The organism is Pseudomonas sp. CFBP13508, from assembly GCF_005233515.1.
Classification (GTDB): domain Bacteria; phylum Pseudomonadota; class Gammaproteobacteria; order Pseudomonadales; family Pseudomonadaceae; genus Aquipseudomonas; species Aquipseudomonas mercuritolerans.
This window is the reverse complement of the sequence record NZ_QFZZ01000003.1, coordinates 155,854-175,583: the sequence shown is the minus strand read 5'-3', so window position 1 is coordinate 175,583 and position 19,730 is coordinate 155,854. Positions and strand designations below refer to the sequence as shown.

General features: G+C 59.7%; 18 protein-coding genes. 8 read left to right on the top strand and 10 right to left on the bottom strand.

The window, feature by feature from the left end; translation table 11 throughout:
- Positions 1-11: 11 nt before the first annotated feature.
- The 3 genes from PspCFBP13508_RS09160 to PspCFBP13508_RS09150 all read right to left on the bottom strand — a co-directional run bounded on the left by PspCFBP13508_RS09160 (position 12) and on the right by PspCFBP13508_RS09150 (position 3,061).
- On the bottom strand, positions 12-977 hold the full coding sequence (locus tag PspCFBP13508_RS09160; RefSeq protein WP_137214266.1) for an L-carnitine dehydrogenase: 966 nt from the start codon (positions 975-977) through the stop codon (positions 12-14).
- Positions 978-1,110: 133 nt separating this feature from the next.
- Entirely contained in the window at positions 1,111-1,998 is an 888-nt protein-coding gene (locus PspCFBP13508_RS09155) for a 3-keto-5-aminohexanoate cleavage protein (protein WP_016983621.1), read from the bottom strand.
- A 118-nt stretch (positions 1,999-2,116) separates the two neighbouring features.
- Positions 2,117-3,061, bottom strand: a complete 945-nt coding sequence (locus tag PspCFBP13508_RS09150) for a choline ABC transporter substrate-binding protein (protein WP_137214265.1) — start codon at positions 3,059-3,061, stop codon at positions 2,117-2,119.
- 190 nt (positions 3,062-3,251) lie between these two features.
- Here PspCFBP13508_RS09150 and PspCFBP13508_RS09145 point away from each other — a divergent pair, with 190 nt between their 5' ends.
- A complete protein-coding gene (locus PspCFBP13508_RS09145) occupies positions 3,252-4,196 on the top strand; it encodes a GlxA family transcriptional regulator (protein WP_137214264.1) in 945 nt (314 codons plus the stop codon).
- 95 nt (positions 4,197-4,291) lie between these two features.
- On the opposite strand, the gene PspCFBP13508_RS09140 is transcribed toward PspCFBP13508_RS09145, so the two are convergent.
- The 4 genes from PspCFBP13508_RS09140 to PspCFBP13508_RS09125 form a co-directional block, all read right to left on the bottom strand.
- Positions 4,292-4,708 carry a DUF3010 family protein gene (locus tag PspCFBP13508_RS09140; RefSeq protein ID WP_016772815.1) on the bottom strand — a complete coding sequence of 139 codons (417 nt, stop codon included), beginning with the start codon at positions 4,706-4,708 and terminating at the stop codon, positions 4,292-4,294.
- Positions 4,709-4,736: 28 nt separating this feature from the next.
- Complete coding sequence (locus tag PspCFBP13508_RS09135; protein WP_137214601.1) at positions 4,737-5,060, bottom strand: helix-turn-helix transcriptional regulator; 324 nt, start codon at positions 5,058-5,060, stop codon at positions 4,737-4,739.
- Positions 5,044-5,298, bottom strand: coding sequence for a type II toxin-antitoxin system RelE/ParE family toxin (locus PspCFBP13508_RS09130; RefSeq protein WP_137214263.1), 255 nt, complete (start codon positions 5,296-5,298; stop codon positions 5,044-5,046). The genes PspCFBP13508_RS09135 and PspCFBP13508_RS09130 overlap by 17 nt, the downstream gene beginning before the upstream one ends.
- Before the next feature lie 197 nt (positions 5,299-5,495).
- Positions 5,496-5,897 (bottom strand): lysozyme inhibitor LprI family protein, encoded by a 402-nt coding sequence (locus tag PspCFBP13508_RS09125; protein ID WP_073476459.1) that lies wholly within the window; start codon positions 5,895-5,897, stop codon positions 5,496-5,498.
- Between the two features lie 231 nt (positions 5,898-6,128).
- Between PspCFBP13508_RS09125 and PspCFBP13508_RS09120 the strand changes: the two genes are divergently transcribed.
- The 6 genes from PspCFBP13508_RS09120 (at position 6,129) to PspCFBP13508_RS09095 (ending at position 13,881) form a co-directional block, all read left to right on the top strand.
- On the top strand, positions 6,129-7,106 hold the full coding sequence (locus PspCFBP13508_RS09120; protein ID WP_024014597.1) for a dipeptidase: 978 nt from the start codon (positions 6,129-6,131) through the stop codon (positions 7,104-7,106).
- A 105-nt stretch (positions 7,107-7,211) separates the two neighbouring features.
- The gene (locus PspCFBP13508_RS09115) at positions 7,212-7,742 is read left to right on the top strand and encodes a 4-vinyl reductase (protein ID WP_039757633.1); all 531 of its coding nucleotides are present in this window, start codon (positions 7,212-7,214) and stop codon (positions 7,740-7,742) included.
- 15 nt (positions 7,743-7,757) lie between these two features.
- Positions 7,758-9,818: a dimethylglycine demethylation protein DgcA gene (dgcA, locus tag PspCFBP13508_RS09110; protein ID WP_137214262.1), complete on the top strand. Its 2,061-nt coding sequence runs from the start codon at positions 7,758-7,760 to the stop codon at positions 9,816-9,818.
- A 113-nt stretch (positions 9,819-9,931) separates the two neighbouring features.
- Positions 9,932-11,881 carry a dimethylglycine demethylation protein DgcB gene (dgcB, locus tag PspCFBP13508_RS09105; RefSeq protein WP_137214261.1) on the top strand — a complete coding sequence of 650 codons (1,950 nt, stop codon included), beginning with the start codon at positions 9,932-9,934 and terminating at the stop codon, positions 11,879-11,881.
- The gene (locus PspCFBP13508_RS09100) at positions 11,881-13,101 is read left to right on the top strand and encodes an electron transfer flavoprotein subunit alpha/FixB family protein (RefSeq protein WP_137214260.1); all 1,221 of its coding nucleotides are present in this window, start codon (positions 11,881-11,883) and stop codon (positions 13,099-13,101) included. The genes dgcB and PspCFBP13508_RS09100 overlap by 1 nt, the downstream gene beginning before the upstream one ends.
- A 9-nt stretch (positions 13,102-13,110) precedes the next feature.
- The gene (locus PspCFBP13508_RS09095; RefSeq protein ID WP_137214259.1) at positions 13,111-13,881 is read left to right on the top strand and encodes an electron transfer flavoprotein subunit beta; all 771 of its coding nucleotides are present in this window, start codon (positions 13,111-13,113) and stop codon (positions 13,879-13,881) included.
- A gap of 927 nt (positions 13,882-14,808) precedes the next feature.
- Here PspCFBP13508_RS09095 and gbcA read toward each other — a convergent pair.
- Positions 14,809-16,104 (bottom strand): glycine-betaine demethylase subunit GbcA, encoded by a 1,296-nt coding sequence (gbcA, locus tag PspCFBP13508_RS09090; RefSeq protein ID WP_016772823.1) that lies wholly within the window; start codon positions 16,102-16,104, stop codon positions 14,809-14,811.
- Positions 16,105-16,400: 296 nt separating this feature from the next.
- Between gbcA and gbcB the strand changes: the two genes are divergently transcribed.
- The gene (gene gbcB / locus PspCFBP13508_RS09080; RefSeq protein WP_016772824.1) at positions 16,401-17,501 is read left to right on the top strand and encodes a glycine-betaine demethylase subunit GbcB; all 1,101 of its coding nucleotides are present in this window, start codon (positions 16,401-16,403) and stop codon (positions 17,499-17,501) included.
- A gap of 58 nt (positions 17,502-17,559) precedes the next feature.
- Here gbcB and PspCFBP13508_RS09075 read toward each other — a convergent pair whose 3' ends face one another.
- Both PspCFBP13508_RS09075 and PspCFBP13508_RS09070 read right to left on the bottom strand, forming a co-directional pair.
- Entirely contained in the window at positions 17,560-18,324 is a 765-nt protein-coding gene (locus PspCFBP13508_RS09075) for a hypothetical protein (RefSeq protein WP_137214258.1), read from the bottom strand.
- Positions 18,321-19,676 carry a hypothetical protein gene (locus tag PspCFBP13508_RS09070; protein WP_241669506.1) on the bottom strand — a complete coding sequence of 452 codons (1,356 nt, stop codon included), beginning with the start codon at positions 19,674-19,676 and terminating at the stop codon, positions 18,321-18,323. The genes PspCFBP13508_RS09075 and PspCFBP13508_RS09070 overlap by 4 nt, the downstream gene beginning before the upstream one ends.
- Positions 19,677-19,730 lie beyond the last annotated feature (54 nt).

The window sequence follows — 19,730 nt, the reverse complement described above, 5'->3', positions numbered from 1 at the left end:
CTCTGCAAGGTCTATTCGCTGAAACTCATGCCATGCTTTTCCTTGGTGGTTTTCACCGCCTCGAGCACCGCCAGCAAACAATCATCACGATAGCGCTCCAGCGCCGAAATGCTGTGTCGACCGAGTTGATCGGTGGTGCCATCGACCACATCATCGATCAACTTGTCGGTCAGCTCCGGCGCTGGCAGATACGTCCACGGCAACTGCAATGCGGGGCCGAACTGCGACATGAAGTGGCGCATGCCGGCATCGCCGCCGGCCAGGGTGTAGGTCAGGAACGTGCCCATGAACGACCAGCGCAGGCCGGCACCAAAGCGAATCGCATCGTCGATTTCGCCTGTAGTCGCCACACCGTCATTGACCAGGTGCAACGCCTCGCGCCACACCGCTTCGAGCAGGCGATCGGCGATGAACCCCGGCACTTCCTTGCGCACATGCAACGGGCGCATGCCGAGGGATTGGTAGACTTGCATCGCCGCTTGCACCGCCTCCGGCGCGGTGTTTCTGCCGCCGACGACTTCGACCAGCGGCAACAGATAAACCGGGTTGAACGGATGCCCGACCACGCAGCGTTCAGGGTGTGTCGAACTCTCGTAGAACTCGCTGGGCAAAAGGCCTGAAGTGCTGGAGCCGATCAGCGCATCGGGCTTGGCGGCGGCGCTGATCTTGCTGTGCAGGTCGAGCTTCAGTTCCAGCCGTTCCGGGGCGCTTTCCTGGATGAAATCGGCGTCACGCACGCATTCCTCGATGGTTGCGACAAAACGCAGACGGTCCTGCGAAGCGCCGGGCGCCAGGCCGTTCTTCTCCAGCGCGCCCCAGGCATTGGCTACGCGTTGGCGCAATGCCGCTTCGGCGCCGGGCGCCGGGTCCCAGGCCACCACGTCGAGGCCGTGGGCGAGGGCGCGGGCGACCCAGCCACTGCCGATGACACCACTGCCCAGAGCGGCGAAGGTTTTGATTTCGGTGATAAAGCGCATGGTGATGTCCTGAAGAGTTCGAAGAGCCCTGTAGGAGCTGCCGAAGGCTGCGATCTTTTGATCTTGCTTCTAAAAAGTCAAAGTCAAAAGATCGCAGCCTTCGGCAGCTCCTACAGGTGAAATGGGTGATGGATCAGCCGCGCTGGGTCAGGCCCATTTTTTTGCGACCTTCGGCCGGCGTAAGCACGCGGGCACCGAGGCGGCTGAGGATTTCCGTGGCGCGTTCAACCAATTGGCCATTGGTCGCCAGCACGCCTTTGTCCAGCCACAGGTTGTCTTCCAGCCCGACCCGCACGTTGCCGCCCAGCAGCACCGCTTGTGCGGCCATCGGCATCTGCATGCGGCCGATGCCGAAGCCGGCCCACACCGCGTCGGCGGGCAGGTTGTCGACCATGGCTTTCATCGTGGTGGTGTCGGCCGGCGCGCCCCACGGGATGCCCAGACACAGCTGGAACAACGGGTTGTCGAGCAAGCCCTCCTTGATCATCTGCTTGGCGAACCACAGATGCCCGGTGTCGAAAATCTCCAGTTCGGCCTTCACGCCCAGTTCGGTGATGCGCTTGGCGCCGGCGCGCAGTTGCGCCGGGGTAGAGACGTAAATGGTGTCGCCGTCGCCGAAGTTCAGCGTGCCGCAATCGAGGGTGCAGATTTCCGGCAGCAGTTCTTCAACGTGGGCAAGACGCGTCAGCGGGCCGACCAGATCGGTGTTCGGGCCGAACTCCATCGGGTTCTCGCCCGCGCCGATTTCCAGGTCGCCACCCATCCCGGCGGTGAGGTTGACGATGATGTCGACGTCCGCCTCGCGGATGCGCTCCATCACTTCGCGGTACAGCGCCACGTCACGGCTGAACTTGCCGGTCTGCGGGTCGCGCACATGGCAGTGCACGACGGTGGCGCCGGCCTTGGCCGCTTCCACCGCGGCAGCGGCAATCTGTTTCGGGGTGACCGGCACGTGTGGGCTCTTGGCGGTCGTGTCGCCAGCACCGGTAAGTGCGCAGGTGATGATGACGTCGTGGTTCATGGTGCGTTTCCTTCAGGCGTGATGGGTCTGTCCGCAGCCCGTGGCGGGGCTGCGAAGCGTCGTTAAATTCCCTCTCCCTTGGGAGAGGGCTAGGGTGAGGGGGCTTTTGATCGCAAGGTTATTTGCTGGTCAGTTGCAGATTTTCAGCAGCCGGTTTGCCATCGAAAGTCGTCACACCTTCAAGCCAGCGCTGTTTGTCTTCGGGGTGATCCTTGAGCCACTGCTTCGCCGACTCGAAGGCATCCTTGTGATCGAGCAGCGGCTGCATCATCCGGCTCTCGGATTCGGCGGTGAACGTCAGGTTGGTCAGCAGGCGGCCGATGTTCGGGCATTGCTCGGCGTATTTCGGCGCGGTGACCGTCCACACCGTGGCCATGCCTTCGTTCGGGCCGAGGGCGTCTTCGCTACCAGTCAGATAGGTCATCTGGATATTGACGTTCATCGGGTGCGGCGCCCAGCCGAAGAACACCACGGCTTCCTTGCGGCGCACGGCGCGGTCGACGGCGGCGAGCATGCCGGCCTCGCTCGATTCGACGAGTTGGAATTTGCCCAGGCCAAACTGGTTCTTGGCGATCATCGCTTTGATCTGCGTGTTGGCGCCCGAGCCTGGTTCGATGCCGTAGATCTTGCCGCCCAATTCCTTCTCGAATTTGGCGATGTCGGCGAAGGTTTTCAGGCCCTTGTCAGCCAGATAGGTCGGCACGGCGAGGGTGGCGCGGGCGTCTTTCAGGCTCGGTGCTTCGAGCACTTTCACCTGATTGGCCTCGACGAATGGCGTGATGGTCTGGGTCATCAGCGGGTTCCAGTAGCCGAGGAACAGGTCCAGGCGCTGATCGCGAATCCCGGCGAAGATGATCTGCTGCGAGGCGCTGGTCTGTTTGGTGCTGTAGCCGAGGCCGTCGAGCAGAACCTGGGTCATGGCACTGGTGGCGATCACGTCAGTCCAGTTGACCACGCCCATGCGTACGTTCTTGCAGGAGGCCGGTTCGGCCGCCATCACGCCGGTGCTGAAGAAAGCGGTACCGCTGAGTGCAAGAACGCAGCTGCTGATCAGTCGTTTCATGTCGGGTTCCTCGGCAGTTCGATTATTGTGGTTCCCGGCATCTGCGCGCCGGTGAGGCCAAGTTACGCAGCTATGCACCCGTGAAAGCGCACTGCGGCGACTGGCATTTGCACTGTAGCGACCTGCACGCTTGAACGCCGCCGATAATCGGCGTATCAACGAGCCACGCGTCCGCCAACCGAGTGCGCTCATGTCCCAGGATTTCTACTTTTTGCTGATGCCGGGGTTCTCCGCCATCGGCTTTATTTCCGCGATCGAACCGTTGCGCGTGGCCAACCGCTTTCGCGGCGAGTTGTACCGCTGGCATGTGCTCAGCGCCGATGGCGGCGCGGTACTGGCGAGCAACGGCATGTCGGTCAACGCCGATGCAGCACTGGAGCCGCTGAAGAAAGGCGCGACCTTGCTGGTGGTGGCCGGCTTCGAACCGCTGAAGTTCATCACTCCGACGCTGGAACACTGGTTGCGCAGGCTGGACAACGAAGGCGTAACCCTCGGCGCCATCGACACCGGCAGCTTCGTCCTCGCCGAAGCGGGCCTGCTCGATGGCCATCGCCTGACCCTGCACTGGGAGGCGATCGATGCGTTCAAGGAGTCTTATCCACAGCTCAGCGTGACCCAGGAGCTGTTCGAGATCGACCGGCGGCGGATCACCTCGGCGGGTGGCACGGCGTCGATTGATCTGATGCTCGACCTGATCGCCCAGGCCCACGGCCCGCAACTGGCGATTCAGGTCAGCGAACAGTTTGTGCTCGGGCGCATCCGCCCGCGCAAAGACCACCAGCGCATGGAAGTCGCGACGCGCTACGGCATCAGCAACAAGAAACTGGTGCAGGTGATTGGCGAAATGGAACAACACAGCGAACCGCCGCTGACCACGCTGCAACTGGCGGAGTCGATCAAGGTTACGCGGCGGCAACTGGAGCGCTTGTTTCGGCTGCATCTGAACGATACGCCGAGCAACTTCTATCTGCGGTTAAGGCTTGAGAAAGCCCGGCAGCTGTTGCGCCAGACCGACATGAGCGTGCTCGAAGTCAGCATTGCCTGCGGCTTTGAATCACCGTCGTATTTCACCCGCAGCTATCGCGCGCGTTTCGCCCGCTGCCCCCGGGAAGACCGGCGTACCGCGCAGGTCTGAAAGTCAAAAGATCGCAGCCTTCGGCAGCTCCTACAGGGAAATGCATTCCAAAGTAGGAGCTGCCGAAGGCTGCGATCTTTTGATCTTGCTCTTGGTTACTTCTTCACCAACGCTGAACACGCCGCCTTGTAAGCCTCATGCTGATATTTGTTCAACGTCCCCGGCAGTTCAAAGTTGTGCTTCTTGGCCTGCGCGTTGATCGTCTGCGGCGACAACAGTGTCACCTCACAGCCATCAAGCAACTGAAACACGCCCTCAATCTTGAACGTCGTCGGCCCACCGGCAAACTCGCCCTTTTTGCTGCGCTTCTTGATCGCGATCCGGTCCACCGAATTCTCCCGCACAAACGACGCCACCTGCGCCGCGAACCGCCGCACATTTGCCGCCTCGTCATCGTCATCCAGGGCAATCTTTTTCGTGGCGAGAGGGACGTGGCTCAACGTCGAACCGTCGAGCGCCGCCACGGCGATGATCGCTTCGCTGCCTTTGATTTCAATGCCGCAGATGTTCATGGGAATTCCTTGGAATAAAGAGGGCAGCTTACAGCTCAAGCTGACTGGCTGTGATGCCGAACGCGGCGGCGATTTTCTCGCGGGTGGCCTTGCGGGGTTTGGCGACTGTTTCCTGCTGGGCAAACGCCGGTTGCGAGATGCCCATGCGATTCGCCACTTCTTCCTGAGTCAGGTTGAGATGTTCGCGCCAGGCGCGGATCGGTGTTGCGCCATCAACGATTCGACTTACTACCTCATGGGGAATCAGATCGGGCTGTATTTTCTGTGCGACATATTGAGCGTAGGGGATAACCACGAATGCAGGATTACCCTCGGCGTCATTGATTATTTGAATGTCAGTAGGTGCGTTCATCACGTTTTTTGACCTCTTGTATACTGACCACTTTGATTGCGCCATCCCAGTCGAACATGACTCGATAATTGCCGACACGCAGTCGGTAAGCGTAGTCACGACCAACCAATGCTTTTACGTTGTCAACATCGGGCATGTCGGCAAGCGCCGTGACGGCGTCGCGAACCTTCCCTTGGTGCACGGAATGCAATTTCAAAAGCTGCTTAACAGCTTTGCGAGTCCAGTGGATGCTGTTCATAGAAGAATATAAGTCTTTTATAAGATTCGCGAATCTTTGCTTATATTTTTCCAGTGACCAATAAACAAGGCGTGTCGGCATGTTGCGCGTGTGCGTCGCTACTGGCCATCAAGGCACAGCCTGTCGGCTCGATCGCAATATGATGGTTGAGGACGAGGTTACGCCGATGAAGCCGCAACAGCCGTCCAGACCTTCTATCACTCCTGCCCGATCGACTCCAAAAACTCCGACCGTTCATCACTCATCCGCGCGACACAATCATTCTGCGCAATGGTGAACGCCTTGCTCCCCGCCGTTGCCGGGAATGCTTCCACCGCGCAATCCGCATCCCGGGTCTTCAACCATTGTTGCTGGGCGGTCTTGAGTTTGGCGGTGATGTCGGCCAGTTGCGTCGGGTTCTTGCCGTAGGCGGTCTGCATGCGTTCGTTGAGGCTGGCGTAGTTGTCTTTGAGCAAGTCTTCGGCGGTGCTGCGGCTGTAGGCGGAGCATTCCAAGGTCTGGATGTCGTTTTCCACCGCGTCGCACGGGTTGTTCTCGGATTCTTCGGCGGCGTGGGCGCCGGTCGCAATCAGTGCCAGGGCGAGGAAGATCGATTTCATTGGGGTCGCTCTAATCCGTTGGTAGGTGCAGGCTGCGGCAGATTCTGGCGTAAGCGCGCGGGCTTGAACAGCCAGCCGAGGAGGGTGGCCGACGACCCTTTGTCGCGGATTGACGCTTTCGGCAATTCCCCTGTCGTTTTTGCACCCGGTCGCCCCGGCACCGAGGCATATGCTGGCCCCAAAGCGCCGGCAGACGATTCGGCGCATGAATCGCCAATAAGGGGACGCCTGATGAGCCCAGCCGAATTACACGCCGACAGCATCGTTATCGACGGTCTGATCATTGCCAAATGGAACCGCGAGCTGTTCGAAGACATGCGCAAGGGCGGTCTGACGGCGGCCAACTGCACTGTGTCGGTGTGGGAAGGCTTTCAGGCGACCGTGAACAACATTGCTGCCAGCCAGAAACTGATCCGCGAAAACAGCGACCTGGTGATGCCGGTGCGCACCACCGCCGACATCCGTCGGGCCAAGGAGCAGGGCAAGACCGGCATCCTCTTCGGCTTCCAGAACGCCCACGCTTTCGAAGACCAGATCGGTTATGTCGAGGTGTTCAAGCAGCTCGGCGTCGGTATCGTGCAGATGTGCTACAACACCCAGAATCTGGTCGGCACCGGTTGCTACGAGCGTGACGGCGGCCTGTCGGGTTTCGGTCGCGAGATTGTTGCCGAGATGAACCGCGTCGGCGTCATGTGCGACCTGTCCCACGTCGGTTCCAAGACTTCCGAAGAAGTCATCCTCGAATCGAAAAAACCGGTCTGCTACTCGCATTGCCTGCCGTCGGGTCTCAAAGAGCACCCGCGCAACAAGTCCGATGCAGAGCTTAAGTTCATTGCCGACCACGGCGGTTTCGTCGGCGTGACCATGTTCGCGCCGTTCCTCGCCAAGGGCATCGATTCGACCATCGACGATTACGCCGAAGCGATCGAATACACCATGAACATTGTTGGCGAAGACGCCATCGGCATCGGCACCGATTTCACTCAGGGTCACGGCCAGGACTTTTTCGAATACCTGACCCACGACAAGGGCTACGCCCGCCGTCTGACCAGTTTCGGCAAGATCATCAACCCGCTGGGCATCCGTACCGTCGGCGAATTCCCCAACCTCACCGAAACCCTGCTCAAGCGCGGCCATTCCGAGCGCGTGGTGCGCAAGATCATGGGCGAGAACTGGGTAAGCGTTCTTAAGAACGTCTGGGGCGAATAACGCTTTCTCAAGACCGCCGCCGATCTGCCCCCTCTCCTGCGGGAGAGGGCTGGGGTGAGGGCCGCGGCCAACACTGAACCATCATTTTTCTGGAGTTAAGTTTCCATGGCCAAGATCGCCCCGCAATTGCCAATCGAAGTCGACAGCGAGACCGGTGTCTGGACCTCCGACGCCCTGCCAATGCTGTATGTGCCGCGTCACTTTTTCGTCAACAACCACATGGGCATCGAGGAAGTGCTCGGCGCTGAAGCCTATGCCGAGATCCTCTACAAGGCCGGCTACAAATCCGCCTGGCACTGGTGTGAAAAGGAAGCCGAATGCCACGGCCTGGAAGGCGTCGCGGTGTTCGAGCACTACATGAAACGCCTGTCGCAGCGCGGCTGGGGCCTGTTCAAGATCCAGGACATCGACCTCGACAAGGGCACCGCCAGCGTCAAGCTCGAGCACTCGGCATTCGTCTATGTCTACGGCAAAGTCGGGCGCAAGGTCGATTACATGTTCACCGGCTGGTTCGCCGGCGCCATGGACCAGATTCTCGAAGCCCGTGGCAGCAAGATCCGTACTGTGGCCGAACAAGTCTACGGAGGCTCCGAAGAGGGCCACGATGACGGCTTGTTCATCGTCAAGCCGTTGTAAGCCGAGGACCGTGCCATGGCTTTCGAAGCAATGTTCCAGCCGATCCAGATCGGCAAACTGACCATCCGCAACCGCGTTCTCAGCACCGCGCACGCCGAGGTCTACGCGACTGACGGTGGCATGACCACCGACCGCTACGTCAAATACTACGAAGAGAAAGCCAAGGGCGGCATCGGCCTGGCGATCTGCGGCGGTTCGTCCGTCGTGGCGATCGACAGCCCGCAGGAATGGTGGAGTTCGGTCAATCTATCCACCGACCGGATCATTCCGCACTTCCAGAATCTGGCCGACGCCATGCACAAGCATGGCGCCAAGATCATGATCCAGATTACTCACATGGGCCGTCGCTCGCGCTGGGACGGTTTCAACTGGCCGACCTTGATGTCGCCCTCGGGCATCCGTGAACCGGTGCACCGCGCCACCTGCAAGACCATCGAGCCGGAAGAGATCTGGCGAGTGATCGGCAACTACGCCCAGGCCGCGCGCCGGGCCAAGGCTGGTGGCCTCGATGGCGTCGAACTGTCGGCCGTGCACCAGCACATGATCGACCAGTTCTGGAGCCCGCGCGTCAACAAGCGCACCGATGAATGGGGCGGCAGCTTCGAAGGGCGGATGAAGTTCGGCCTGGAAGTCCTGAAAGCCGTGCGCGCCGAGGTCGGTGACGACTTCTGCGTGGGCATGCGCCTGTGCGGTGACGAGTTCCACCCGGACGGCTTGTCCCACGAGGACATGAAGCAGATCGCCAAGTATTACGACGACACCGGCATGCTCGATTTCATCGGCGTGGTCGGCTCGGGTTGCGATACGCACAACACCCTGGCCAACGTCATTCCGAACATGAGTTATCCACCGGAGCCGTTCCTGTACCTGGCTGCCGGGATCAAGGAAGTGGTCAAGGTGCCGGTGTTGCACGCGCAGAACATCAAGGACCCGAACCAGGCCACGCGCATCCTTGAAGGCGGTTACGTCGACATGGTCGGCATGACCCGCGCGCACATCGCCGACCCGCACCTGATCGCCAAGATCAAGATGGGCCAGATCGACCAGATCAAGCAGTGCGTCGGCGCCAACTATTGCATCGACCGTCAGTATCAGGGCCTGGACGTGCTGTGCATCCAGAACGCCGCGACCTCCCGTGAATACATGGGCGTGCCACACATCATCGAGAAATCCACCGGGCCGAAACGCAAAGTGGTGATCGTCGGTGCCGGCCCGGCCGGGATGGAAGCCGCGCGTGTTGCTGCCGAACGGGGCCACGACGTGACACTGTTCGAAAAGAAGGAATTTATCGGCGGGCAGATCACTACCGCGTCGAAAGCACCGCAGCGTGACCAGATCGCCGGCATCACCCGCTGGTTCCAGTTGGAACTGGCGCGGCTGAAAGTCGATCTGCGCCTGGGCACGGCGGCGGATGCCGACACCATCATGGACCTGCGTCCGGATGTCGTGGTGCTTGCGGTCGGTGGTCATCCGTATCTTGAGCAGAACGAACACTGGGGCGCCGCCGAAGGGCTGGTGGTCAGCAGCTGGGACGTGCTCGACGGCAAGGTTGCGCCGGGCAAGAACGTGCTGGTCTACGACACCATTTGCGAGTTCACCGGCATGTCGGTCGCCGACTTCCTCGCCGACAAGGGCAGCCAGGTCGAGATCGTCACCGACGACATCAAACCGGGCGTGGCCATCGGCGGCACGTCGTTCCCGACCTACTACCGCAGCATGTACCCGAAAGAAGTGATCATGACCGGCGACATGATGTTGGAGAAGGTCTACCGCGAAGGCGACAAGCTCATCGCAGTGCTGGAGAACGAATACACCGGCGCGAAAGAGGAACGGGTGGTCGATCAGGTGGTCGTCGAAAACGGCGTGCGCCCGGACGAGGAAATCTACTACGCCCTCAAGGACGGCTCGCGCAACAAGGGCCAGATTGACGTCGAAGCGCTGTTCGCGATCCAGCCGCAACCTTCGCTGAGCGAGGCGGGCGACGGCTACTTGTTGTTCCGCATCGGCGACTGCGTGGCGCAGCGTAATACCCACGCCGCCATTTACGACGCACTTCGGCTCTGTAAGGATTTTTGACGGCTCAGCTGCAAGCCACAAGCTGCAAGCTGCAAGTAAAAGCACAGCCGATCCATGCTGCTCTTTCTTGCCGCTTGTAGCTTGCAGCTTGCCGCTCGCCAGAGGTGACTCTGATGTTGAACACCCTTCTTCCAATCCTGTTGTTCGCAGCCCTGGGCCTTGCTGTCCTCGGCGCGTTGCGGCGGATGAACATGTGGCGCCGGGGGCGGGCGGCGAAGGTCGATCTGCTCGGCGGTCTGCTGGCCATGCCCAAGCGCTACATGGTCGACCTGCACCACGTCGTCGCGCGGGACAAATACATTGCCAACACCCACGTCGCCACGGCGGGCGGTGCGGTGGCGTCGATTGTGCTGGCGATCCTCGTGCACGGTTTTGGCCTGCACAACCGCATCCTCGGCTACGCCTTGCTGCTGATGTCGGCGGTGATGTTTGTCGGCGCGATCTTCATGTACATGCGCCGGGTCAATCCGCCTGCACGTCTGTCGAAAGGCCCGTGGATGCGCCTGCCGAAAAGCCTGCTGGCCTTCTCCGCGTCGTTTTTCCTGGTGACCCTGCCGGTGGCCGGGATCCTGCCGGCGAACTTCGGCGGTTGGGTGCTCGCCGCCATTCTCGGTGTTGGCGTGCTGTGGGGCGTGTCGGAACTGTTCTTCGGCATGACCTGGGGCGGGCCGATGAAGCACGCCTTTGCCGGTGCCCTGCACCTGGCCTGGCACCGTCGCCCGGAACGTTTCGGCGGCGGGCGCTCGACCGGTTTGAAGCCACTGGACCTGAACAATCCCGATGCGCCGCTGGGCGTGGAAAAACCCAAGGATTTCACCTGGAACCAGTTGCTCGGTTTCGACGCCTGCGTGCAGTGCGGCAAGTGCGAAGCAGCGTGCCCGGCCTTCGCCGCCGGCCAGCCGCTGAACCCGAAAAAACTGATTCAGGACATGGTCGTCGGCCTCGCCGGCGGCACTGACGCCAAGTTCGCCGGCAGCCCGTATCCAGGCAAACCGATCGGCGAGCATGGCGGCAATCCGCATCAACCGATCGTCAACGGTCTGGTCGATGCCGAAACCCTGTGGTCGTGCACCACCTGCCGCGCCTGCGTCGAGGAGTGCCCGATGATGATCGAGCACGTCGATGCGATCGTCGACATGCGCCGGCATCTGACCCTGGAAAAAGGCGCGACGCCGAACAAGGGTGCCGAAGTTCTCGAGAACCTTATTGCAACCGACAACCCTGGCGGTTTCGCCCCGGGCGGGCGGATGAACTGGGCGGCGGATCTGAACCTCAATCTGCTCAGTGAGAAGAAATCCACCGACGTGCTGTTCTGGGTCGGCGACGGAGCCTTCGACATGCGCAACCAGCGCACCCTGCGCGCGTTTGTCAAAGTGCTGAAAGCGGCAAACATCGACTTCGCCGTGCTCGGCCTCGAAGAACGTGACAGCGGCGATGTGGCCCGGCGTCTCGGCGACGAAGCGACGTTCCAGTTGCTGGCCAAACGCAACATCCAGACGTTGGCCAAATACAGCTTCAACCGCATCGTCACCTGCGATCCGCACAGTTTCCATGTGCTGAAAAACGAGTACGGCGCCTTCGACGGCAACTATCTGGTGCAGCACCACAGCACCTACATGGCCGAGATCATTCAGGCCGGCGCGCTCAACCTCGGTCAGCACAAAGGCAACAGCGTGACCTATCACGATCCGTGCTACCTGGGCCGCTACAACGGCGAGTACGAAGCGCCGCGCGAAGTGCTGCGTGCCCTCGGCATTGAAGTCAAAGAGATGCAGCGTTCTGGCTTCCGCTCACGCTGCTGCGGCGGTGGTGGCGGCGCGCCGATCACTGACATTCCGGGCAAGCAGCGCATCCCCGACATGCGCATGGAAGACATCCGCGAAACCGGCGCCGAACTGGTGGCGGTGGGTTGTCCACAATGCACGGCGATGCTCGAAGGCGTGGTCGAACCGCGTCCGCTGATCAAGGACATCGCCGAACTGGTCGCCGACGCGTTGCTCGAGGACGCCGCGCCAAGCAAGCCTGCCACCCCGGCCAAACGTGAACCTGCGGAGGTGCACTGATGAGCGACATTATCCGCCGCGACCCGCGCGCCGAATGGATTGCCCGTAACCGCCTGCATCCGCTGCACGCGGCGATGCAACCGGCGCAGCACAGCTGGATGGGGCCCAATGGCGTCATCCGCAAGAATCTGCACGGCATGGGTTTTATCGGTCCCAACGGCATCAAGCGGATCGACCGCAGCGGCGCGCAGCAGGGCGGGGCGGTCAAACGTTCGGCTGCTGTTGAAGTGCAGTTGCCGCTGCATCAAGTGCCGACCCCGGCGTTCTACATCAGCGTGGTGCCGGATATGGTCGGCGGTCGCCTGAGCAGCCACGACCGCGATCTGCTCGGCCTCGCTCACCAACTGGCCGGCACCGATGGTGCAGTGCTCGCCGTGGTGTTCGGCGAGCACAAGGAAAGCGCTTTCGAAACTGCTGGCGTCGATCGCCTGCTGGTGCTTGAAGGCGAGGAATTCAGCGGTTATGCACCGGAACAACGGGTGCAGGGTTTGCGTGCTGTGGATAACCAGTTCAATCCGCGTCACTGGTTGCTGCCGGACAGCCGCAGCGGTGGCGGCGAACTCGGCCGGCGCTTTGCTGCGGCACTGGGCGAGCGCCCGGCCACGCGGGTCTGGCAGGTCAAGGATCAGGAGTGCATCGGCCGCGCCGGGGCCGGATTGCAAGATCTGGCGCGTCCAGTGGCGCGGTTGATTCTCGCCGCTGCCGAATGCGCGGAGCCGGTCAGCGAAACCCGTCACGAAGCGTTGCCAGTGGAGTTATCCACAAGCGTCGCGCGCAGCTTGTCGCGAATCGAAGATCTTGGTGCCGTGGCGGTGGATCCGGCAGCGATTCCGATGGCCGAAGCGGAATTCATTTTCTCCGGCGGCAACGGGGTCAAGGACTGGCAGCTGTTTCACGAAACGGCAGCAGCCCTCGGCGCCACCGAAGGCGCTTCGCGGGTTGCAGTGGACGACGGCTTCATGGCGCGGGATCGCCAGGTTGGCGCGTCCGGCACCTGGGTCACCGCGCGGGTCTATGTCGCTGTGGGTATCTCCGGCGCGATCCAGCACCTGCAAGGCATTGGCGCCTGCGACAAGGTGGTGGCGATCAACCTCGATCCGGGTTGCGACATGATCAAGCGTGCCGACCTCTCGGTGATCGGCGAAAGCGCAGAGATTCTGCAAGCGTTGATCGAAGCGGTCGCGGCTTACCGCAACGAAGCCAAGCGCGATGCGGCTTAAGGAGACCCTATGAACACGAACGTTATCAGTCTGGTTTCAATCGGTGCTCACCCTACTTCGGGTCGGCCACGGCGCGCCGATCAGGATGCGCGCGCGGTGGAACTGGGCCTGCAACTGGCTGGGGATAACCTGCAAGTGCTGCACGCCGGTGATGTTGCCGAACCGGCACTGCGTGCCTATCTGGGCATGGGCCTGGAACAGCTGCATGTGCTGGAACAACCCGTCGGCGCCGATGCCTTGCCGGCGCTGACCGCATACCTGCGCGATGCCGGGGCGCAAGTAGTGCTGACCGGCAGTCAGGCGGAAACCGGCGAAGGTTCGGGGATGTTGCCGTTCCTGCTGGCGGAAGGTCTGGGCTGGCCGCTGGTAGTGGGCCTGGCGCAGGTCGAATCGATCAATGACGGGTCGGCGCTGGTCCTGCAAGCGTTGCCGCGCGGCCAGCGACGCCGCTTGAAGGTGAAGCTGCCGTTTCTGGCCACTGTGGATAACGCCGCACCGAAGCCTCGGCAGAGCGCGTACGGCCCGGCACGACGGGGCGAATTGGCCGCTGATGACGTTGAAGTGGTGGAGGACCAATTGTTGGCCGTCGCCACGCTGCAACTGGCCAAGCCACGACCCAAGCGCTTGAAGGTGATCAAGGCCAAGAGCGGTGCCGACAGGATGAAGGCCGCGACGGCCAAGGCCAGTGGCGGTGGGGGGCAGGTTTTGAAAGGTGTAACCGCGCAGGCGGGTGCCGAAGCCATCCTCAAGTTGCTGATCGAAGAAGGCGTCGTGCGCTAAAAGCCCCTCACCCTAGCCCTCTCCCGGAGGGAGAGGGGACCTACGGTGGCGCTCTCAGGTTTGACGTCGACCTGAACGATCAGCGTGAGCTCAGGTTTGGCCAAGCCAAGGTCACCGCACAGGTCGCAGGTCTGTACATTTCTCCATTCCACCTCGGTCGGCTCCCTCTCCCTTCGGGAGAGGGCTGGGGTGAGGGTAGCGGTTTACCCACAATCCCTGTTGGTGGATCTGTGGATAACGTGTTCGCCCCTCCCTACATCCCTCGCCAATCAAGCCCTGCAGCCATCCGGTCAAAAAACAACCAGCCTAAGTCACGGGTTTTTCGGGCTTTTTTCCGCTAATAACTCGACAAGTTGCCCCCAATCTCTGTTGGCGCTTCTGTGGATAAGATGTTCGCTATCCGCTGTAGGCCATATGGATCAGGGTCTACACGGGTTTGATCAATTATTGATCAAATGCGCCTTCCTAGCGCCAAGAGCCGTCAACGCGAGGGGTTTTCCCCAGTCATTGGGGTTTTTCCACAGGTGAATCAAAGTTGTCCCCGATCTCTGTTGGCGCTTCTGTGGATAACGTGTTCGCTACCCGCTACAGGCCTTTAAATACGTGGTATGTACGAGGTTGATCAAAAAACGATCGATCGTTTTCAGAAACCGTGATTCCGAATAAGTCACGATTTTTCTTTGCAAATCAGCAGGATATTTTTTGACTCATCCACAGTTACCCCCATTTGCTGTGGGCGGGTGTGTGGATAACTTGTTTGCGGAAGGCTGGAGGGCTTGGTGGGTATGGGGGCGGGGGTGGTTGATCGGAAATTGATCAATCAGACTTGTGATGTAGGTAAGGACGCCTTCGCGAGCAGGCTCGCTCCCACAGGGGAATGCATTCCACCTGTAGGAGCCGCCGCAGGCTGCGATGTTTTGCTCCTGATCAGCCCTGAACCGGTACACCTTTGAGGTAAGGCGCAGGCTCGGCCCCGAGGTTGTTCAACATCCGCTCGCTGTACCAGTCGACGAAGTTGACCACGCCGAATTCATAGGTCTTCGAGTAAGGCCCCGGCTGGTAAGCGGTGGAGTTGATCCCGCGCTGGTTTTCCTCAGCCAGACGCCGGTCCTGATCGTTGGTCGCGTCCCACACCTGGCGCATGCGCTCGACGTCGTAATCGACACCTTCCACCGCATCCTTGTGCACCAGCCACTTGGTGGTGACCATGGTTTCCTGGGCGCTGATCGGCCACACGGTGAAGACGATGATGTGATCGCCCATGCAGTGGTTCCACGAATGCGGCAGGTGCAGGATGCGCATCGAGCCCAGGTCCGGGTTCTTGATCCGGCCCATCAGTTTCGCGCAGCCTTGCTTGCCGTCGAGGGTCATCGACACGGTGCCCTTGAGCAGCGGCATGCGCACGATACGGTTGCGCAAGCCGAAACTGGCGTGGGCGTAAGGGATCTTTTCCGCTTCCCAGGCAGCGGCGGAGGCGGCGACGTGATCCTTGAAGGCCTGATCGGCGCGCGGGTCGGTGACGTCGTCCCACTCCAGCAGGGTTTTCAACAGTTCCGGGTGCGACGCGTTGCAGTGGTAGCACTCGCGGTTGTTTTCCAGAACCAGTTTCCAGTTGGCTTTCTCCATCAAGGTGGTGGTAATCGCCACCTTGGTGTTCTCCATGTCATACGGTTCCATGTAATGGTTGAGCGTCGACAGGAAGTCATCGATGGCCGGCGGGTTCTCCGCCAGGCTGATGAAGATGTAACCGCCAGCGGTTTTCACATTTACTGGTTTGAGGCCGTACTGCTTCATGTCGAAGTCGGCGCCCATCTCGGTGCCGGCGAACAACAGGCGACCGTCCAGTTCGTAAGTCCACTGGTGGTAATGGCAGACCAGTTTGGCGACTTTGCCTTTTTCACTGGTGCACAGGCGCGAGCCACGGTGGCGGCAGACGTTGTGGAACGCGTGCACCACGCCCTCAGCGCCACGAATGACGATGATCGGGTTCTTGCCGACCTGCAGGGTCAGGTAGTTGCCCTTGGCCGGGATCTCGCAGGTCATGCCGGCGATCAACCATTCCTTCTGGAAGATCTCCTGCATGTCGATATCGAACAGGCGCTCGTCGCTGTAGAACGGTTGCGGCAGGGAAAAGGTGCGCTCGCGCTCCTGGAGCATTTGTGCGGTGGCCTTGCGTGCGGGTTCCAGCGGATCGCCCAGGCTGATTTTTGCGGTGACGTCCATCGATGTAATCCTCATGGCCCTCTGCGTGGCCGGCGAAAGTGGCTGATCAGGTGTGCTGCAAAACGGTTGCTACGCAAGGTGTAAAGAAGTCGTCTTGTGTTGGGGCGAGTGTGGGGCCGGCGCTGGGGGGAACCTTATCCATGCGCGACATGGCGCAATCTGTTCCCGACGCGCAAGCCCCGGTGTTCAAGGGCTGGTCGCGATAAGTATGTCAATGTCGCGGATAGGTAAACGCACGGTCTGCGCTATACGCAGAATCGCCGACAAGAGGCCGACAGTCGGCCGTGGAGAACAGCATGTCCAACAGCTTCCTGAATCCGGTCACCACCCAGACCTGGGCCAATGGCCGACACATTGTCCGTTGCGTCAAAGTCATCCAGGAAACCTGGGATGTGCGCACCTTCTGCTTTATGGCCGACCAGCCGATCCTGTTCTTCTTCAAGCCGGGGCAGTTCGTCACCCTGGAGTTGGAAATCGAAGGCCAGCCGATCATGCGTTCGTACACGATTTCCAGCTCGCCGTCGGTGCCGTACAGCTTTTCGGTGACGATCAAACGCGTGCCGGGTGGCAAGGTCTCGAACTGGTTGCACGACACTTTGCATGAGGGGCAAGAACTGGCGGTGCACGGCCCGGTCGGGCTGTTCAACGCGATCGACTTCCCGAGCCCGAAGGTTCTGTATTTGAGCGGCGGCGTCGGCATTACCCCGTGCATGTCGATGGCGCGCTGGTTCTACGACACCAACGCCAATGTCGACATGACCTTCGTGCACAGCGCGCGGTCGCCGAAAGACATCATTTACCACCGCGAGCTTGAGCACATGGCGTCGCGGATCGACAACTTCAGCCTGCACCTGATCTGCGAAAAACACGGTCTCGGTGAGCCATGGGCCGGTTATCGCGGTTACCTGAACCACAAGATGCTCGAACTTATGGTTCCGGACTTCCTCGAACGCGAAGTGTTCTGCTGCGGCCCGACGCCTTACATGACTGCGGTCAAACGCTTGCTGGAAGCGGCCGGCTACGACATGTCGCGCTACCACGAAGAATCCTTCGGCGCCACGCCACCCGAGGCCCGCGCCGACGCGGTGGAACAGGCCGAACAAGCCGCCGACGCGCCGGAAATCGATGCCGCGGATCTGCATCAGGTGGAATTCACCGCCTCCGGCAAAAGCATTCGCGTCGGCCCGGGCGAAACCGTCCACGCAGCAGCCGCCAAACTCGGCCTGATGATCCCGAAAGCCTGCGGCATGGGTATCTGCGGAACGTGCAAAGTGATGAAACTGGGCGGCGAAGTGGAGATGGAGCACAACGGCGGGATTACCGAGGATGACGAGGCGGAAGGATTTATCCTGTCGTGCTGCAGCGTGCCGAAGGGGGATGTGCGGATTGAGTTTTAAATAGGCATGAACTTGGGTCGATCTCCTAAATGAGGAGATCGACCGGGAAAGTGCAATTTCAAATCAGCCCGAACAGAGCGAGCAGGCCGAAGCCCACAAAGGCAAAGCCAAATATTTGCTGGTATTTATTCAGTTTGAGCAGGTCGCGTTTGAGTTTTGGCGGGAAATTCTTAACGTCTCTTGCGCTGACTTTGCCTTGGGAAATGTACCGTGCGGGTTTTTTGAGGATGCCGAAAATCTCACCCAACATATAAATACGTCCCCCCAGGCCCGCTTGCCATAACATGAGCAAAGACGATGTGATTGAACTGCGTTTCAGGCTATTCAGGATCGTTTCCAGTCTTCTCTTGGCGGTATAAAGTAAAATTCCATTTACCACTAAAAGACCTGTGAGACTCACCAGTGTCGTGATCACAATTGGATCTTTTACGATATTGTTAATTTGATCTACGGATGAGCTTATTCCCAAGCACATCATAATTGCAAAAAAAATGAAAACCAGTTTGTATAAAATAATCAGGTTCTTTTTCAGTTTTTTGGGGAAGTTTTCGAAGTCTTTCGCGCAAAGTTTTCCGGTGTGAATGTAAAATTCAGGGTTTCGCATGATGTCGAACACTTCTCCCATCATGTAGATTTTGCCCCAAGGACCTCCGTGCCAAAGCATTATCAGTCTGCTCGAAATAGAACTGTTTGTTAGATGGTTCAATATGGTTTCGGTCTTTGTTTTCGCGACATACAACATCACTCCTATCAAAGTAAATATGCCGACGAAGTCTACAATACCAATCAACAAGAATATTTTCTCTGAAGTACGAAGAGTCATTTAACAGCCTCGTATACTTTCTGTGCGATCCGTTCGCCGCCTTTCTCGCCCAAAGTCCCGCCGGCGTAATTTCCGAGTCCTGCCAGTAGCGCACTGCAAAGTACAGTGCCAAGCCCTCCTGTCGGGAGGCCAGCGCCTACGCAAATCGTTGAGGCAGTCAAGCTTACGAGCGCGCCGGCAACCATTCCGCCACCCACACCACCCAAAAAGCTTCCGCTCTCCGTGAACTTCACTTTTTCACATGCCTCCGCGCTTCCGTGCATGCAGACATCCTGCACCTTTAAGGCGGAGGCGCCACCACCCACCGCTGTACCGATCCAGCCGCCATATTTAACGTACTTTGATGCTTGGCTGACTGCCCGAATATGCGTGGCATAACCTGGGTTCTGGCCGATGCCGCCGGCTTTTCGCCAGTGGTGCACAAGATAGGGATGATCAATGCCTAGAGTGGTCTTCAGGCTCGGGTAATCGGGGATGCCAATACTCTGCCGGGTGAACCGATTGAGTTGGACGTCCAGCTTTTTGAGTAATTGGTCACGCTTGTTTATGAATTCTTCAGAGACCCGGTGGCCTTTTACGTCCAGCGTTTGAACATGCAACTTCTCAATATCTGCGAGAACATTTTTTATGCCATCCAGATGATTGGCTGCCATGGCCGTGACGACCCCGATCACTTTTGATTCATAGGCGAGTGCGGTCTGGATCACGCCATAGTGCTGCGCCATGAAATCCGCTTCTTCCACGGTCAGCGGTTCCAGCGTCGCACTGACGAAACGCGCGGTCTGCATCAGCAATGCTTCCTCGTATGTGCATTGCTGATTGTCAGGGTCGCTCAGCACGATCATCGAACCGGCTTTAATCATGTCCGGGGTCGGATTCAAACTTCTGAATCTGGCGATGACATTCGGGTTGGCGGAGGGGAGCAGTTGTGCCTCAAGCTTCTCGACGACAATGCTTTTCGGCACGATGTAAAAACCCGGCTCCGATGGGGCCGGACGATCTTGCGGCCAGTGCTCGCTGGGGAAGAACTTCAAGTCGTTGACGGGCTGAGGGCTGCGCGCGGTGCTGCTGTTATTAACGCGCGCCACCCTGAGGTTCTGCTGACGAATCGCGCGTAGCAACCTGTCTGGATCGGAGCGCGAGGCAGGCTGCCTGAGCATCGATAACGGGCGTTTTTTCACCGCTTCAGGAACGGCACCTTTGGTGCCGCGTACCAGAACTCTGGATTGGTTCAGAAGATGACGCTGTTCCTGTGCAAAGGCGTCAAGGCCCATGTCCGCTGAAAGGCGGCCGCTGGCGACATCATCGACAATGCCCTTGGCGAAGCGCGCGACCTCCTGATTGAACTGCACGCGCGCAATGCCGAATGCCAGATGACTTGAGCCGACTGTCTGTGCCTGTGAGAG

Excerpts from the sequence above, each read along its gene's own strand:
- PspCFBP13508_RS09140 (WP_016772815.1), bottom strand. The coding sequence starts at position 4,708 with ATGAACATCTGCGGCATTGAAATCAAAGGCAGCGAAGCGATCATCGCC.
- PspCFBP13508_RS09095 (WP_137214259.1), top strand. The coding sequence starts at position 13,111 with ATGAACACGAACGTTATCAGTCTGGTTTCAATCGGTGCTCACCCTACT.
- PspCFBP13508_RS09130 (WP_137214263.1), bottom strand. The coding sequence starts at position 5,298 with ATGAACAGCATCCACTGGACTCGCAAAGCTGTTAAGCAGCTTTTGAAA.
- dgcB (WP_137214261.1), top strand. The coding sequence starts at position 9,932 with ATGTTGAACACCCTTCTTCCAATCCTGTTGTTCGCAGCCCTGGGCCTT.
- PspCFBP13508_RS09115 (WP_039757633.1), top strand. The coding sequence starts at position 7,212 with ATGGCCAAGATCGCCCCGCAATTGCCAATCGAAGTCGACAGCGAGACC.
- PspCFBP13508_RS09155 (WP_016983621.1), bottom strand. The coding sequence starts at position 1,998 with ATGAACCACGACGTCATCATCACCTGCGCACTTACCGGTGCTGGCGAC.
- PspCFBP13508_RS09145 (WP_137214264.1), top strand. The coding sequence starts at position 3,252 with ATGTCCCAGGATTTCTACTTTTTGCTGATGCCGGGGTTCTCCGCCATC.
- PspCFBP13508_RS09100 (WP_137214260.1), top strand. The coding sequence starts at position 11,881 with ATGAGCGACATTATCCGCCGCGACCCGCGCGCCGAATGGATTGCCCGT.
- PspCFBP13508_RS09120 (WP_024014597.1), top strand. The coding sequence starts at position 6,129 with ATGAGCCCAGCCGAATTACACGCCGACAGCATCGTTATCGACGGTCTG.
- dgcA (WP_137214262.1), top strand. The coding sequence starts at position 7,758 with ATGGCTTTCGAAGCAATGTTCCAGCCGATCCAGATCGGCAAACTGACC.
- gbcB (WP_016772824.1), top strand. The coding sequence starts at position 16,401 with ATGTCCAACAGCTTCCTGAATCCGGTCACCACCCAGACCTGGGCCAAT.
- PspCFBP13508_RS09160 (WP_137214266.1), bottom strand. The coding sequence starts at position 977 with ATGCGCTTTATCACCGAAATCAAAACCTTCGCCGCTCTGGGCAGTGGT.
- PspCFBP13508_RS09135 (WP_137214601.1), bottom strand. The coding sequence starts at position 5,060 with ATGAACGCACCTACTGACATTCAAATAATCAATGACGCCGAGGGTAAT.
- PspCFBP13508_RS09125 (WP_073476459.1), bottom strand. The coding sequence starts at position 5,897 with ATGAAATCGATCTTCCTCGCCCTGGCACTGATTGCGACCGGCGCCCAC.
- PspCFBP13508_RS09075 (WP_137214258.1), bottom strand. The coding sequence starts at position 18,324 with ATGACTCTTCGTACTTCAGAGAAAATATTCTTGTTGATTGGTATTGTA.
- gbcA (WP_016772823.1), bottom strand. The coding sequence starts at position 16,104 with ATGGACGTCACCGCAAAAATCAGCCTGGGCGATCCGCTGGAACCCGCA.
- PspCFBP13508_RS09150 (WP_137214265.1), bottom strand. The coding sequence starts at position 3,061 with ATGAAACGACTGATCAGCAGCTGCGTTCTTGCACTCAGCGGTACCGCT.